At 60.5% G+C, this 15,089-nt stretch carries 12 protein-coding genes; 8 read left to right on the top strand and 4 right to left on the bottom strand.

What is annotated here, in order from left to right:
* Positions 1-13: 13 nt before the first annotated feature.
* Together ABF757_RS08520 and ABF757_RS08515 are read right to left on the bottom strand one after the other, a co-directional pair.
* The gene (locus ABF757_RS08520) at positions 14-790 is read right to left on the bottom strand and encodes a tetratricopeptide repeat protein (RefSeq protein WP_415481793.1); all 777 of its coding nucleotides are present in this window, start codon (positions 788-790) and stop codon (positions 14-16) included.
* A 63-nt stretch (positions 791-853) separates the two neighbouring features.
* Positions 854-3,292 (bottom strand): TonB-dependent receptor, encoded by a 2,439-nt coding sequence (locus tag ABF757_RS08515; protein WP_415481792.1) that lies wholly within the window; start codon positions 3,290-3,292, stop codon positions 854-856.
* Between the two features lie 398 nt (positions 3,293-3,690).
* On the opposite strand from ABF757_RS08515, the gene ABF757_RS08510 reads away from it, so the two are divergent.
* Both ABF757_RS08510 and ABF757_RS08505 read left to right on the top strand, forming a co-directional pair.
* Positions 3,691-5,064 (top strand): GGDEF domain-containing protein, encoded by a 1,374-nt coding sequence (locus ABF757_RS08510; RefSeq protein WP_415481790.1) that lies wholly within the window; start codon positions 3,691-3,693, stop codon positions 5,062-5,064.
* A 229-nt stretch (positions 5,065-5,293) separates the two neighbouring features.
* Positions 5,294-5,941: an HD-GYP domain-containing protein gene (locus tag ABF757_RS08505; protein WP_025861446.1), complete on the top strand. Its 648-nt coding sequence runs from the start codon at positions 5,294-5,296 to the stop codon at positions 5,939-5,941.
* Here ABF757_RS08505 and ABF757_RS08500 read toward each other — a convergent pair.
* Positions 5,938-6,906 (bottom strand): LysR family transcriptional regulator, encoded by a 969-nt coding sequence (locus ABF757_RS08500; protein ID WP_025861447.1) that lies wholly within the window; start codon positions 6,904-6,906, stop codon positions 5,938-5,940. The genes ABF757_RS08505 and ABF757_RS08500 overlap by 4 nt on opposite strands.
* Positions 6,907-6,988: 82 nt before the next feature.
* On the opposite strand from ABF757_RS08500, the gene ABF757_RS08495 reads away from it, so the two are divergent.
* Genes ABF757_RS08495 through folD form a run of 6 tightly spaced genes read left to right on the top strand, consistent with a single transcriptional unit; the run spans position 6,989 to position 13,952 of the window.
* Positions 6,989-8,248, top strand: coding sequence for a sarcosine oxidase subunit beta family protein (locus tag ABF757_RS08495; RefSeq protein ID WP_415481788.1), 1,260 nt, complete (start codon positions 6,989-6,991; stop codon positions 8,246-8,248).
* 7 nt (positions 8,249-8,255) lie between these two features.
* Positions 8,256-8,552, top strand: a complete 297-nt coding sequence (locus ABF757_RS08490; RefSeq protein WP_415481787.1) for a sarcosine oxidase subunit delta — start codon at positions 8,256-8,258, stop codon at positions 8,550-8,552.
* Entirely contained in the window at positions 8,549-11,578 is a 3,030-nt protein-coding gene (locus ABF757_RS08485; protein ID WP_415481786.1) for a sarcosine oxidase subunit alpha family protein, read from the top strand. Before ABF757_RS08490 ends, ABF757_RS08485 begins: the two co-directional genes overlap by 4 nt.
* Positions 11,571-12,161, top strand: a complete 591-nt coding sequence (locus tag ABF757_RS08480) for a sarcosine oxidase subunit gamma (RefSeq protein WP_415481785.1) — start codon at positions 11,571-11,573, stop codon at positions 12,159-12,161. The genes ABF757_RS08485 and ABF757_RS08480 overlap by 8 nt, the downstream gene beginning before the upstream one ends.
* A gap of 18 nt (positions 12,162-12,179) precedes the next feature.
* Positions 12,180-13,058 (top strand): formyltetrahydrofolate deformylase, encoded by an 879-nt coding sequence (gene purU / locus ABF757_RS08475; protein ID WP_035370973.1) that lies wholly within the window; start codon positions 12,180-12,182, stop codon positions 13,056-13,058.
* Positions 13,059-13,079: 21 nt separating this feature from the next.
* The gene (gene folD, locus ABF757_RS08470; protein ID WP_025861082.1) at positions 13,080-13,952 is read left to right on the top strand and encodes a bifunctional methylenetetrahydrofolate dehydrogenase/methenyltetrahydrofolate cyclohydrolase FolD; all 873 of its coding nucleotides are present in this window, start codon (positions 13,080-13,082) and stop codon (positions 13,950-13,952) included.
* Here the strand turns inward: folD and ABF757_RS08465 are convergent, their stop codons facing one another.
* Entirely contained in the window at positions 13,953-15,023 is a 1,071-nt protein-coding gene (locus ABF757_RS08465; protein ID WP_415481784.1) for a helix-turn-helix transcriptional regulator, read from the bottom strand.
* Positions 15,024-15,089: the final 66 nt, after the last annotated feature.

Genomic DNA, 15,089 nt, shown 5'->3' with positions numbered 1-15,089 from the left:
GGGGGCGCACGTGTCAAGCGGGGGGGGGGGGGGTTGCGTCCAAACACGTGGGGGGGGGGGGGGGGTGTTCGGGTGGCGTGGTACTGCGTGGTGGCAGGGCTATCAGCGCGCTCAGGCTGCGTTCCATAGCCAGCAGGATATCGGAGGTGGCGTGGGGCTGGGCCTGTGTCCACCAGTGCAGGGCCTCCTGCCATGCGCCTTTCTGGGTCAGTACGGTGGCGTGGTTGTGGCAGCCACGGTAATCGCCCCCTTCGGCCGAGGCGCGGTATAGGGCGCGGGCGCGCTCGGGGTCGGGGGGGACTGTCCAGCCTTCCTCGTAAAAACGGGCGAGAATATTCATGGACTTGGCGTGGCCGTTCTGCGCGGCCTTGGCGAATAGCGAGAACGCCCGCGGCAGGTTTTGCGGCATGCCCAGCCCGCGGAGTGTCAGAATACCGAGATTGTAGCGCCCCCACTCGTCGTTCTGTTCCGCAGCCTGTGCGTAGTAGATGGCCGCCTGTTCGAAGCTCTTGGGCACGCCCCAGCCAAAATGGTGGCATCGGCCCAGCATGTTGGAGGCCGGGCCATATCCAGCGTTGGCCGCCATGGTGAACCAGATGAGCGCCTGCTCATGGTCTGGTGGTACAAAGCTGCTTTTGAGGAGCGCCTTGCCCCACAGAACCTGATCAAGATGGTGGCCCCGACAGGCCCGCTCGTAAATGGCCTGCACGGATTCAGGCAGGATAATGGGCGGGGTAGGCGCTTTGCGGCGCTTGCGGGAAAACAGGCGGGAGAGAAAGGAGCGGGACATTGTGGCGCTTTGGACTGACGGAACCGAGCGGGAAGCCCGGTTCCGTAATCGTTGATCTGTGGCTCAGTAATCAGCCGACAGGTTGAACAGGAACGCCCGACCGATGGACGGCGTGACGCGATCGCTGAACAGGTTGCTGTAGTTCAGGCGGTTGGCCAGATTGTAGCCGTTCATGGCCACTTTCCAGTGGTTGTCGAAACGGTGCGAGATCACGGTATCGAATTCCACGTTGGCGGGCACGCGTCCGGTGTTGGCCGGGTCCACAAACACGCCTTCACGCCATGTCATGCCGCCGCCCACAAGCAGGTTGTAAGAGGAGGAGGGGGCGATTTCGTAAGTCGTCCACACGGTCGCCTGATTGCGCGGCACGTACTGGAGCTGCTTGCCGATATCCGCTGCCGTACCGCCGGTGGTGATGCTGTCATAGCGGGCATAGGTGGCAATCATGTTCCAGTTACGCAGGATCTGGCCAGAAACGCTGAGTTCAAGCCCCTGATTGCGCTGGGAGTCACCCGAGGAAATAATCCCGCCGCTGACGCTGGAATCTTGCATGGTGGCATTGCTTTTTTCCAGACGGAACACCGAGGCCGTGAAACCGATGCGGTCATGAAAAGCCGAGTATTTTGCACCCAGTTCATACAGCCTGCTGCGCTCGGGCTGCAGTTTCTGGTTGTTGGTCGTCAGGGGTTCGGAACTGTTGGTGACATACAGGCCCAGCGGCGTGGTGGATTCAGACCATGTGAAATACACCATGGCGTGGTCGTTGGGGGTGTACATCAGGCTGACATTGGGGTTGATGGTGTCCTGGGTCTGGCCCATGTACACATCAGCGCCCTTGCCGCCGGTCATGCTGTAATTGCTGCTCCAGTGGTCCCAGCGCAGCCCGGCCCGGATGGAAAACCATGGGGTTACCCATGCCTGTTCAGACAGGAACAGGCCGATATCGGTGGCATCGCCCTTTTTCCAAAGCTTCTGGCCAGCGGTTTTGGTGTTGACCAGATGACCGGGGTCCGAGTTGCCATCAATGACGGAAAGACCCGGAACATAGGCCGAGGGGTCGAGCAGGTTGACGTATTGCCGGGCAACGGGGTTGTTGTAGGCGTAGTTCTTGCGCTGGTCATAGACATGCATGATATCAAGCCCGCCCAGCATCTGGTGGCGGATGCGGCCGGTATTGAACTTGGCAATGGCAGACAGCACGTTTTGCACAGACCAGTCATCCTGCTGGTACGGATTGGGTCCGAATACACCACCCGTTCGGGAAATCTTGGCTGCTGCTGCGTTACCGCCGAATAGAGCGTCGCTACAGTTGTTTTTTATTACAACTCCGGCCGGGCTTGAATTGCTCAGTTGGCCGTTATTATCCCACAGTTTACTGCCGGTGCATCCAACACCCGAAGCGGAGAAATACCGGCTATACAGGCCGCCGCGCGTGTCGTTGGAGATGGTGATGAAGCGGTTGGCTTCCCACTGCAGGCGGCCGGTCAGCATATCCACGCTGGAATTGTCGGCATCAAGCGTGGTGCCATACCAGTTGGTGCGGTTTACGCCATATTCGGTGGCCGGTGCGCTATAGGCAGCCTTGGGGTCCTTGACCATAGGCACGCCGTAATCGGGTAGGCGGTTATCAGTCTGGTGAAAATATTCAACGGTATAATTAAGCTTTTTTCCAAGACCGAAAATGATTGATGGCGCAATACCCCAGCGGTGCGAATAGACAGCATTGCGACCGATCATGTCGTTTTCATTGCCCATGCCAGTCAGGCGGAAGGCGATGGTGTCGGTAATCTTGTGGTTGATATCAAGCGTGCCGCGATAATAGTTGCCGCTCCCGCCCGAGAACGAGGCGCGATAATGGTTTTTGGCGGTAGGGGTTTTGGTAACAACGTTGATTGCACCCCCCGTTGTGCCATTGCCGAACACCTGTGAAGACGGCCCCTTGATGACAACCACACGCTCGTAATCGAAGCTGTCGCGGGTATAAACCCCAAAGTCACGAAGGCCGTTTTCATAAATGTCGTTATTGGCGGCAAAGCCACGGATCAGGAACTGGTCACCCGACATACCGCCTTCGCCCTCACCCACGGAGGCGGTAATGCCGGGCACATTCTTCAGTGCCTCATCAAGTGATTTCACGTTTTGCTGCTGCATGACGATCTGCGGCACTACGTCGATGGTCTGCGGTGTGTGCAGCACGTCATCCGGCATGCGGCTCAGCCCGATGGGCGTGTGCAGCGTGTTCATGGGGGAGGCGGTTACAACCCATTCCTCCACATGCGAACCATCTTTGCGGGTGGTGGTCTTGGGGCCTTTGCCCCCGGCATTGGACAGGTTGGCGCTGGGCGCATTGGTGCTGGTCTGGCTGCTTGTATCAGGCAGGGTGTTCTTTTTTGTGGCGGCGGGCTGTTCATCAGCGAAAGCCGACCATGCGTGACACCCAAGGGCCAGACCAAGGGCCAGCGGGGCTTTGTGCAGATGGGCGTTCAATCGTGAGACAGCCATAATGAGGGGTTCCATTCAAATATGATAATCATTCGCACTCATGGCGATAGAGGTGCTACGAATGATTCGCAATAACGGGAGGCGGTAAAAAGCCACCAGAAGGCCATATTGGCGGGAACTGTTGCCTATCAGCCACGTTCAGCCTGATCGTGCCGTGCGCGGGGCCGCTTTCTGGCTGGTCGGCCCGCCCGGTGGGGATTCCCGTTGCGGGCCGGGGGCTGTGTGCTAGTATCAGCCCGGAAGGCGAGTGCGGTCGGTAGTCGTATGGTTCTTTGGAAAAGACAGACCATACGCAGATAAAAGAAAATTTTGGCGGTTCCACGCGTGTCTGTTTTCGTGACGCGAAAGTGCCTTCACTTTCACTGTGGCGTGGAGCTTTGCGAGGCATACCAGATATTATGGACAAGAATTTCATCTACCTCACGCCGCAGGAACAGTGGCGCGACATTATTCTTCAGGCACCACAGGACGAGCGTGAACATGTCAGGCGGCGGGTCGAGGCGCAGGGGCAGGCCTGTGTGGCGTTCTTTTGCGAGGCCCTGCTTCAGCATGCCGATGTGGCGGATTTCCTAGAAAAGGACAGTATCCAGAAATCGCTCAAGCGGAGCCTGTATTACTATCTGGTCACCCTCTTTTCCGCCACGCCCGACCATGTGGCACGCCTGTGCAAGATACAGATGCGGCTGGGGGCGAGCTATGCCCGACTGGAAATTCCCACCCATATTGTGGCGTATGGTTTCTATATTCTGAAAAAGCAGATCCTTGGCCTGTTTACGCAGGATGAGGCCGGTGGTTTTGATCGCTCGGGCTTGATCCTGTATGCCGGGGGGATGATGGACTTCGCGTTCAAGTTCATCATGCGCTCCTATGAAAAAAGCTTTCGTAAAATGGTCGAGGATAACGAGGCCCTGCGCCTTGTTTCCATTGGTCAGGATCTGAGTTTCGAAAAAGAGACCCAGGCACGGACATTTTTCACATGGTGCATGGAAACGATGCGCTCCTTATGTGAAAACAGGTTTCAGGATCTTTATAATCTTGAAGATTCCGATTTTGGTCTGTGGTTTACGCATAAAGGCCGAAACCTGTTCAATGGTCGCTCCGAGTTCGTGCAGATCCAGCGCGAGATCGAAGCGCTCGATACGCAGCTCACGGCCATCCGGGATGAGGGAGTATTACCCGAGCGGTTTGTTGCATCCCTGCACAGAAGTATTCGAAAAATTGTTTTCCTGATGGAAAGTATTTTCCATAACATCGAGCAGATAGAGACCGGCCGCGACCCGCTGACGAAGGTGCTCAACCGGCGGTTTCTCGATGTGGTGGTGCAGAACGAAATTTCCTTCGCGCTGTCCAAGAACAAGCATTTCAGCATCGTTCTGTTTGATATCGATAATTTCAAGTCGATCAATGATACCTTCGGGCATCTGGCGGGGGATGAGATTCTCTGCTTCGTCGCCAACACGATTACGTCATCCCTGCGGGTGAATGATTATGTCTTCCGTTATGGTGGCGAGGAGTTTCTGGTTGTCCTGACAGAAACCGATGTCGAGGCCGCCCGCAAATGTGCCGAGCGGATTCGCCTGGCTATCAGCCATCTGCCTGTAACCCTTCGTTCCGAGCAGCAGGTCCGGGTGAGTGTATCGGGTGGGGTGACAACCCTGCATGGGCAGACCAATGTCCGCGCTCTGATCAATCAGGCTGATCAGGCGCTTTATACGGCCAAGGCGCAGGGCCGGAACCGGATTGTTGTCGCGCAGGTGCTGGAAACGCAGTAACGCCCCGCATGGGTGGGTTTATGGCATTTTTTAGGCGGCAGCGGCATTGTTATGGTTGCTTGAAATGTCATCCGATGGCACAGTGGCAACCCGCCTTCAGTCGAGTAAACGATAGAGTTTTAAGACTTTTTTAAGAATTTCAGACCGCAGCCCGCTCTGGTCCCTTGTGTGGGCGGGATAATCTTTTCCGGTAATAGCCGAAAGAGAGCGGCATCAAGGATAGCCAGTAATGTCAGGGGATCATGAGACCGGGGCTTGGTCGGAGCACGCACTGCCCCCCAAGACACTGCCCTTCCCAGAATTTATTCGTCAGGTGGCGGATATGGATGAGGGGCACGGGTTCAGGGTCGGCCACGTGGCGCAGACCATTGCTGATCTGGCGGGGATCAACACGATCGACCGTGCAACCCTGAAAATGGCCGGGGAGCTGCACGATACTGGCAAGCTGCTTATTCCCAACGAGATTCTTCAGGCTCCCAGACGCCTGACCGCTGATGAGAAAAAAACGGTGCAGCGCCACCCTTTGCTCGGGCTGGCTGTAACCCAGTGGTATGATCACGACTTCACGCAGGATGTGCTCGATACAATCCTGATGCACCATGAGCATTGGGATGGTACCGGCTACCCGCTGGGGCTGAAGGGGGACAGTATTCCCCAACTGGTTCGTATCGTCTCTTTGGCCGACACGATCGATGCCTGTGCATCCCGCAGGCGGTACAAGGCGCCGTGGTCAGTCCCGCGTTTGCAGGAGTATCTGCATAAAGAGAGCGGGCGGAGCTTCCACCCGGATCTGGGGAGACTCTGCGCTGACAAGCTGCCTGAAATCGTCAGCTCCATGCGCACCATCCCGCCAGCACCCACATTGCGGGTTGGCTAGCTCAGTACGCGCATCTGCTCCACAAAAGCGGGAAACAGCCCACCGAGTGCGGGCATGACGTCCTGCTTGAGCTGTTCACGCAGGAACAGCGCCAGATCAAGCGGAAAACGACCGAACTCACGCCGCCGCACCACAAGCGTCAGCCGCCGGTGGAAAGTCGGGCTTGGTAGCGGGTGGCAGGCCAGACCACAGCCTTGGGTGTAACCCGCCTCATACAGGCAGAGCGGGGTGGTAATGGCAACGCCCCGGTTGCGGCAGGTGGCATAAACGCCATAAGGCAGGTCGAACTCCTGCTGGAAAGGCACATCAATACGCAGGCGGCGCAAAAAGCGCTCGATTTCCGCCCCCGTGCGTGAACGCTGCGAGAAGCGGACGAATGGGTGCTGGCCCAGAAAGTCCCTGAGTTCCTGCGTGTCGCGCGGTGGGGTTTCCTGCTCGGGGTACAGCAGCAGGTAGGGTTCCTCGAACAGGGGCCAGCGCTCCAGACCGGAAACATCCTCCATTTCATCCACCCCGATCACGCAGTCGATCTGGCGGGTCAGCAGGGCTGTGGCGTGGGTTTCCGTCAGGCCCGCATGTACGATCAGCCGTCCCACCCGCTCGTGCATGAAGTCGGAAATGGAGGTGGAAAGGGCGCGGGCCAGTGAGTCCACCACCCCCATACGCAATTGCGGCACACGCCCAAGGCGCATTTTCTGTATGCCCGTGGCCACCAACCGCACTTCGGCCAGCATGCTTTGCGCGTACTGGCGTAGCACCGTGCCTGAAGGGGTTAACGCCAGAGGGCGGACATTGCGATCAAACAATGTCGTGCCAAGGCGGTTTTCCAGATCGGCTATGGTTTGTGAAATGGCGGGCTGGGTTACTTTTAGCGACCGTGCGGCGGCCGCCATGCTGCCATTGTCGCACACGGCCAGAAATACGGTCAGCGATGACAGGTCAAACGGAAGGTCTGCTATGGCCATGGTCGTATTATAAGAAAAATTTATGCTGTCTCAAGCGCGAACGCTCCGTAAGGGTGAAAACAGAGCAAAGAGCGGATTTATCATGCAAACTGATCGTTACTCCCTGTTTGCGTTGCTGCGCGAGGCCATGCGCGGCAATACGGGCTGGAAACCGGCCTGGCGCAAGGCAACCCCGGCCCCTACCTATGATTACGTGATCGTGGGCGGTGGCGGGCATGGGCTGGCCACGGCCTATTATCTGGCACGGCGCTATGGCGGAAAGCGCATAGCCGTGGTGGAAAAAGGCTGGATCGGCGGCGGCAATGTCGGGCGCAATACCACTATTGTGCGTTCGAACTATCTCCTGCCCGGTAACGAGCCGTTCTATGAATGCGCCATGAAGCTGTGGGAAGGGCTGGAGCAGGACATCAATTACAATGCGATGGTGAGCCAGCGCGGCGTGCTGAACCTGTTTCATAACGATGCCCAGCGCGGGGCGTATATCCGCCGCGGCAACGCCATGCGCCTGCATGGTGTGGATGCCGAACTGCTCGATGCGCAGGCGGTGCGCGCCATGGTGCCGTTCCTGAATTTTGACGATGCGCGCTTTCCCATCCGGGGTGGGCTGTTGCAGCGGCGCGGTGGCACGGTGCGGCATGATGCCGTGGCGTGGGGCTATGCCCGTGCGGCGGACAGGCTGGGCGTGGATATTATCGAAAACTGCGAGGTCACGGGTATTCGCCTTGAAGGCGGGCGGGCCGTGGGGGTGGAAACCACGCGCGGCTTTATTGGCGCTGGCAAGCTGGGGCTGGCCTGTGCTGGTAATTCCTCACGGGTGGCGGCCATGGCGGGCCTGCGCCTGCCGATTGAAAGCCATGTGCTGCAGGCGTTTGTCAGCGAAGGGATCAAGCCGTTTATTGACGGTGTGGTAACCTTCGGGGCCGGGCATTTTTATATCAGCCAGTCTGACAAGGGCGGGCTGGTCTTTGGTGGTGATATCGACGGCTATAACTCCTACGCCCAGCGCGGCAACCTGCCCGTGATTGAGGATGTGTGCGAAGGCGGCATGGCGCTTATGCCGCGTATCGGGCGCGTGCGCCTGCTGCGGCACTGGGGCGGGATCATGGATATGTCCATGGATGGCAGCCCCATTATCGACCATACGCCGGTGCAGGGGCTCTACCTGAACGCGGGCTGGTGTTACGGCGGGTTCAAGGCCACGCCGGCATCGGGCCTGTGTTTTGCCCACCTGCTCGCCCGTGATGAGCCGCACCCCGTGGCGACAGCCTACCGGCTCGACCGTTTCGCGCGCGGCGCGGTGATAGATGAAAAAGGCATGGGCGCACAGCCCAACCTGCATTGAGGTTTCCATGCGTCTGACCTGTCCTTTCTGCGGTTCGCGCGGAGTTGAGGAATTTACCTACCGGGGCGATGCCACGGTGCGCCGCCCGGCCGCAGAGGCCGGTGATGCCGCGTGGGTGGATTATGTTTATCTGCGCGACAACCCTGCCGGGCTCCATCAGGAACTCTGGTACCATGGTGTGGGGTGCCGCTCATGGCTGGTGGTAACGCGCGATACGCGCACACATCTGGTTTCCGACGTGCGCGCGGCACGGGCGGTGGCGCAGGCTGAACATGAGGCTGAACACAAGGAGGGCGCGGCATGACGGACGCCGGTATGTCTTCTTCCCCGATTTCGGGCGCGCAGCCGCACCGTGTGGCGGGCGGCAATGGTATCGATACGGGGCGGACGATCCGCTTCACGTTTGACGGGCGGCAGTATACGGGCCACCCGGGCGATACGCTGGCCTCTGCCCTGCTGGCTCATGGTGTGCGGCTGGCGGGCCGGTCTTTCAAATATCATCGTCCGCGCGGCATTCTGTCTGCCGGGCCGGAAGAACCTAACGCACTGGTGGAACTGCGCACCGGCCCCCGGCGCGAGCCCAATACACGCGCCACGGTGGCGGAGCTGTATGATGGCCTGTCCGCCGCCAGCCAGAACCGCTGGCCCAGCCTCGGGTTTGACGCGCTGGGGCTGAACAGTCTGTTTTCTTCGGTGCTGGGGGCGGGGTTCTATTACAAGACCTTCATGTGGCCTGCTGCTTTCTGGGAGAAAGTATACGAACCCCTGATCCGCCGTGCAGCGGGGCTGGGGCGCGCAGCGGACGAGGCCGACCCCGACCAGTATGAAAAAGCCACGGCATTTTGCGATGTGCTGGTGGTGGGCAGCGGTCCGGCGGGGCTGGCGGCGGCCCTTGCCGCTGGTCGGTCCGGCGCGCGGGTGATCCTGTGCGAGGAAGACAGCCTGACAGGTGGCCGCCTGCGGGCCGAGCACAGGCAGCTTGATGGCGCGCCCGCATGGCGCTGGGCCGAGCAGGCGCGCGCGGCGCTGGAAGCCCTGCCCGAAGTGCGCATTATGGAACGCACCTGCGTGTTCGGCACTTATGATGGTGGCACCTATGGCGCGCTGGAACGGGTGGCCGATCATCAGCCCCAGCCTGTAAAAGGGCAGCCCCGTCAGCGTCTGTGGCGTATTGTGGCGCAGCAGTGCGTTGTGGCGGCTGGTGCGGTTGAACGCCCTATCGTGTTTCCGGGTAACGACACGCCGGGTGTCATGCTCGCAGGGGCGGTACGGACCTATCTGAACCGCTTTGGCGTAGCGCCGGGACGGCGGGCGGTTGTCTATACCTGTAATGATGATGGCCTGCGCACCGCGCTTGATCTGGCGCGGGCCGGGGTGTCGGTTGCGGCGATCGTGGATTCGCGGCCCGCGGGTGAAGGGCAGGGCGCACAGGTGGCGCAGGCCTGTGGCGTGCCGTTCGTGCCCGGTGGGGCGGTCAGCGCCGTGCAGGGCCGTCTGGCTGTCAGCGGCGTGAGCGTGCGCGATGCACAAGGCCGCGAGCAGCGCTTTGCGTGCGATCTGGTGGCCATGTCAGGCGGGTGGTCGCCCAATATCGCGCTGACCACGCATCAGGGCATGCGCCCGGTTTATGATGAGACATTGTGCGCGTTCCTGCCTGCCGCCCTGCCTCCCGGCATGGTGGTGGCCGGTGCAGCCGCCGGGGTCTTTAGCACGGCCGGAGCGTTGCGCGATGGGGCGCAGGCCGGTGTACGGGCCGCGCAAGTCTGCGGTTTTGAGGCGGATCAGCCCGCTTTGCCCGTAGCCGAGGCCGAATCCAGCGCCATTGCTCCGCTGTTTCACGCGCTGGCAGGCGTGCCTTCAGGCCGGTGGGCCAAGGCTTTTGTCGACTTCCAGAACGATGTCACGGCCAAGGATGTCGCGCTGGCCGCGCGTGAAGGGTTTGTGTCGGTCGAGCATCTCAAGCGCTACACCACGCTGGGCATGGCAACCGATCAGGGCAAGACATCCAACGTCAATGCCATTGCTCTGCTGGCCGAAATTACGCAGCGCGCTATTGGGCAGACCGGCACCACGCTTATTCGCCCCCCCACCCAGCCGGTGGCGATTGGCGCGCTGGCCGGTGCGCATCGCGGGCGGCATTTCAAGCCAGCCCGTCTGCCCCCCACCCATCAGTGGGCGGAAAGTCAGGGGGCTGTGTTTACGGCCAACGGGCTGTGGCAGCGCGCGCAGTGGTACCCCCGTCCGGGTGAGACGGACTGGTTGCAGACAGTCAACCGCGAGGTGCGCACTGTGCGTGAGGCCGTCGGGTTCTGCGATGTCACAACCCTTGGCAAGATCGACATTCAGGGGCCGGATGCGGCGGAGTTTCTGGAGCGTGTTTATGTCAACGCTTGGAAAAAGCTGCCGGTCGGGCGTGCGCGCTACGGCCTGATGCTGCGTGAGGACGGCTTTGCCTATGACGATGGCACTACCGCCCGGCTGGGCGAGACCCATTATGTCATGACTACCACCACCGCTAATGCGGGGGGAGTCATGGCGCATCTGGAATTCTGCCACCAGTGGCTGTGGCCGGAACTGGATGTGCAGTTCATTTCCGTAACGGATGAATGGGCACAGATTGCCGTAGCGGGACCGCAGGCACGGGCCGTGCTGAGCCATGTGGTGGACCCGGCCTTTGACCTCTCCAACGAGGCTTTTCCCTATATGGCGGCGGGGGAGGTCAGTGTGTGCGGCGGCGTTCCGGCGCGGCTGTTCCGCCTGTCCTTTTCTGGCGAGTTGGCCTACGAACTGGCCGTGCCTGCCCGTTATGGCGATGCTCTGGTCCGCAGGTTGATGGAGGTGGGGGCACCCTATGGTATCGCCCCCTATGGTACCGAGGCGCTGGGCGTCATGCGTATCGAAAAAGGTCACCCCGCTGGGCCGGAACTCAATGGCCAGACCACAGCGCATGATCTGGGCATGGGGCGCATGCTGTCCACCCGCAAGGACTTTATTGGTAAACACATGGCGCAGCGTGCGGCCCTGACAGACCCCGCGCGGCCAACCCTTGTGGGCCTGCAACCGCTTAACCCGGCGGAGCAGGTTGTGGCGGGCGCGCATCTGCTGCCTGATGGTGCTGCCGCTACGGCGGCGTCGGATCAGGGCTGGGTATCATCGGCGGCGTTTTCTCCCACGCTGGGGTCATGGATCGGGCTTGGCCTGCTGTCCAACGGCCCGGCGCGGCATGGCGAGATCGTGGCCCTGCATAATCCGCTGGCGGGCACGGTTGTCCGGGCCCGTGTGGTTTCCCCTGTCTTTGTCGATCCCGAGGGAGCGCGTGTGCATGGTTGAGTCTCTGTTTGCCCAGCCCCCCGTGAGTGCCGACCCCGTGCGGGTTGGTGATACGGTGCTGGCTCTGGCCCCCATGGGTGAGGCTGTCAGCCTCGGCGCGTTTGCCGGGGGTGGGCGGGCCGCACTGGTGGAGCGGGTGCGTGAAGCTTTCGGGGTGGATCTGCCCGAACAGCCCCGCGCCGTATCAACGGCAGATGGGCAGGTGGTGTTTGTCTGGTGCGGCCCCACCCAGTGGCTGGCGTTCGCAGGCCCCGGCGGCACAGCCGAAGGCGAGGGGCTGATGGCGCGCCTGCGTGCCTGCTGTGGCGATGTCTGCGCCCTGACCAGCCAGAGTGACAGCCGCACCAGCCTGCTGCTGTCTGGCCCGCAGGCGCGTGAGGTGGCAGGTCGCCTCGTGCCCGTGGACCTGCATGACGCGGTGTTTGAGCCGGGCCATGTGGCCCTGACACTGGCGGGGCATATTCCGGTTATTCTCAGGCAGGTTGCACGAAACCCGGTTACGTACGAGTTTCTTGTCTTCCGCAGCTTTGCGGAAAGCCTGTTTCATGATCTTCATGTCGCTATGAATGGCGCACTTTCCTAGGAAATGGATCAAAGACGCATGTCGACACTGTCTCCCAATGCCAAAGGCTATATCCTGACCCTGAGTTGCCCTAACCGACCGGGTATTGTCGCGGCACTCAGTCAGACGCTGTATGAAGCCGGCGCGAATATTACCGAAGCCCAGCAGTATGATGATGTGGGTAGCGGCAGTTTTTTCATGCGGATCATGTTCGATATCGTCAAAGGCAAGACTACCGAGGCCGAGGTGCGTGTGCTGGTGGATGCCATGGCCGGGGAATTCGGCATGGATTACCGGCTGAACTGCCAGTCCTACCGCCCCAAGGTCGTGATCATGGTTTCCAAGTTCGATCACTGTCTGGTGGATCTGCTCTACCGCTGGCGTATTGGCGAACTGCCGATCGAACCTGTTGGTATTATCGCCAACCATACTGAAGAAACCTATAAGGATATCGATTTTTACGGCATTCCTTTCCACTATCTGCCGATCACCAAGGACACGAAGGCCGAGCAGGAAGCGCGCATTCTTGCCGTGGTGGAGGAAAGCGGTGCCGATCTGGTCGTGCTCGCGCGCTATATGCAGATTCTCTCCAACGACATGGCGGCGGCTCTTTCAGGCCGGTGCATTAACATCCACCATTCCTTCCTGCCCGGTTTCAAGGGCGCACGCCCTTACCATCAGGCTTATGAACGCGGCGTGAAACTTATTGGTGCCACCGCGCATTATGTTACGCGTGACCTGGACGAAGGCCCGATTATCGAACAGGACGTGGAGCGGATTTCCCATGCGGATAGCCCCGATGACCTGATCCGCAAGGGGCGTGATATCGAGCGGCGCGTGCTGGCGCGTGCAGTGCGTTACCATATTGAAATGCGTACAATCATGAACGGCAACAAAACCATTGTTTTCGTTTCCTGAGCGGATGGAGGGGATCGTGTCATGGAGGCAGACGCAAAGCTGATCAACGGCGTGGCTTATGCCCGCCAGCTCAGAAACGAAATACGGCAGGAGGCTGAAAACCTCCATTCCGCTCATGGTATTCTTCCAACTCTTGCCGTGGTGATGGTGGGGAATGACCCCGCCAGCGCCGTTTATGTGCGCAACAAGATCCGCGCGACAGAGCAGGCGGGCATGCGCTCGGTTTCGCATCACCTGCCGGTCAGCACATCGGAGGCCGAACTGCTCGGCCTGATTGCCACCCTGAATGCGGATGAAACCGTGCACGGTATTCTGGTGCAGTTGCCTCTGCCCCCGCAGATCGACCGGGACGCGGTGCTGGATGCGATTTCCCCCGCCAAGGATGTGGACGGTTTTCATATCGTCAATGCCGGGCTTCTGGCCGTAGGGCGACATGACGGGTTTATTCCCTGCACGCCCAAGGGCTGCATGATGTTGCTGCAGTCGGTGCTGCCTGAACTGGCTGGGCTGCACGCCGTGGTGGTGGGGTGCTCCAACATTGTGGGGCGGCCCATGGCACGGCTTTTGCAGCAGGCGGGCTGCACGGTTACGGTCACGCATCTGCAAACGCGCGATGTCGCGGCGGAAACCCGCCGGGCGGATATCGTGGTGGTTGCGGCGGGGCATCCCGGCCTTGTGAAAGGCGACTGGATCAAGCCCGGTGCGGTGGTGATTGATGTCGGTATCAACCGCGCGGAAACGGCGCAGGGCTCACGCATTGTGGGGGATGTGGCGTTTGACGAGGTTTACCCCCATGCCGCCGCCATTACGCCCGTACCCGGTGGTGTCGGGCCGATGACCATCGCCTGCCTACTCCAGAACACCTTGCAGGCAGCACAGGGGCTGGCTGGCTGATTACTGCTGCCGAAGGGCCTGCAGGCGACTGAGCAGCCCCCTTTCGGTGGTAACGCCCACCTTGCGGTACAGCCGCTGGCGGTGGTTTTTGACCGTGCCCTTGCTGATCCCCAGTGTCTGGGCGATTTCGCCCGTGTTGCGGCCTTGCAGCAGCAGTTCCAGCAGGTCCTGCTCACGCCGGGTTACATGCAGGCCCGGCAGGGCGGATAGCGGCGCCTGTGTGGTGCCGGGGGTAAGGGTAAGCAGATAGCCTGCGGGTGCCAGCGGGCAGTCTTCGGGCAGGGCTTGCAGGCTCAGGGTAAAGCCGTTTTCTTCCAGTATTGTGGGGCTGTGCCCCGGTATCAGGCCATCCGTGCTTCTGAGCAGCCGGTGCAGGGCCCGGCGGAACGGTGCGCCATGGCGTGCCTCCGCCGTGCGCCATGCGGCGTTGGCATGCAGGTGGTTGCGGTGGCGATCCAGAACCAGCGCGCCTTCGCTGTCCGGGCGGTTGGCCGCCTGTGCCTCGGTATAGGGCGCGGTGCGGCTCCATGCCTGTAGGGTCTGGTTGATATGGCTTTGGTGCAGGCCATAGAAAAGCGGCTGCACCAGCCGGGCGCGGTTGATTTCCTTTTGGGTAAAGGGCCTGTCCGTCTGCTGGAGAAACAGCATGATGCAGGTATTGGACAGGATGGGCAGGATAATGGCCAGCTCATCGGAAAAACCGCAGTTTTTCTGGAAAATTGAAGTGTATTCGTAAGGCTTTACCGCCTTGTCCAGCGTGGAGAGCGATGCCACGGGCTGGCGGGCCTGACTGCGCCATAAATGCCAGAACGGGTCGAACGTGCGGAAATGGTTTCTGTAGTCGCTAAAGGCCGTGGACTCGACATCCTCCGTATGCAGCACATGGGGCAGCACCCCCGGCGCATAGGCGATAATCCAGGAAGACTGGTGTGGAATAAGGCGGGAAAATACGGACAGGAGGCGTGTGTGAAAATCCGCGCCGCCAATATGGCCCGCGACATGCCCCAGTTCGGCCAGCCATTGTTCCATAAAGGGGGCTGTGTGGCTGTCCGGCGGTATGGTGCCGGTCATGTTCCCATTGTCCTTTTTCTCCCGTGCCGCAGAAGCCGGGTGCCGGATAGGGCTGGCGTTTGTCGG

Origin of the sequence: Acetobacter papayae, from assembly GCF_047721125.1 — a bacterium.
In the GTDB taxonomy this organism is placed as follows: Bacteria; Pseudomonadota; Alphaproteobacteria; order Acetobacterales; family Acetobacteraceae; genus Acetobacter; species Acetobacter papayae.
This window is presented reverse-complemented; position numbering and strand designations above follow the sequence as displayed.

Coding starts and splice junctions, on each gene's coding strand:
- ABF757_RS08500 (WP_025861447.1), bottom strand. CDS start 6,906: ATGGCCATAGCAGACCTTCCGTTTGACCTGTCATCGCTGACCGTATTT.
- ABF757_RS08465 (WP_415481784.1), bottom strand. CDS start 15,023: ATGACCGGCACCATACCGCCGGACAGCCACACAGCCCCCTTTATGGAA.
- ABF757_RS08505 (WP_025861446.1), top strand. CDS start 5,294: ATGTCAGGGGATCATGAGACCGGGGCTTGGTCGGAGCACGCACTGCCC.
- ABF757_RS08485 (WP_415481786.1), top strand. CDS start 8,549: ATGACGGACGCCGGTATGTCTTCTTCCCCGATTTCGGGCGCGCAGCCG.
- ABF757_RS08480 (WP_415481785.1), top strand. CDS start 11,571: ATGGTTGAGTCTCTGTTTGCCCAGCCCCCCGTGAGTGCCGACCCCGTG.
- ABF757_RS08520 (WP_415481793.1), bottom strand. CDS start 790: ATGTCCCGCTCCTTTCTCTCCCGCCTGTTTTCCCGCAAGCGCCGCAAA.
- ABF757_RS08495 (WP_415481788.1), top strand. CDS start 6,989: ATGCAAACTGATCGTTACTCCCTGTTTGCGTTGCTGCGCGAGGCCATG.
- purU (WP_035370973.1), top strand. CDS start 12,180: ATGTCGACACTGTCTCCCAATGCCAAAGGCTATATCCTGACCCTGAGT.
- ABF757_RS08510 (WP_415481790.1), top strand. CDS start 3,691: ATGGACAAGAATTTCATCTACCTCACGCCGCAGGAACAGTGGCGCGAC.
- ABF757_RS08490 (WP_415481787.1), top strand. CDS start 8,256: ATGCGTCTGACCTGTCCTTTCTGCGGTTCGCGCGGAGTTGAGGAATTT.
- ABF757_RS08515 (WP_415481792.1), bottom strand. CDS start 3,292: ATGGCTGTCTCACGATTGAACGCCCATCTGCACAAAGCCCCGCTGGCC.
- folD (WP_025861082.1), top strand. CDS start 13,080: ATGGAGGCAGACGCAAAGCTGATCAACGGCGTGGCTTATGCCCGCCAG.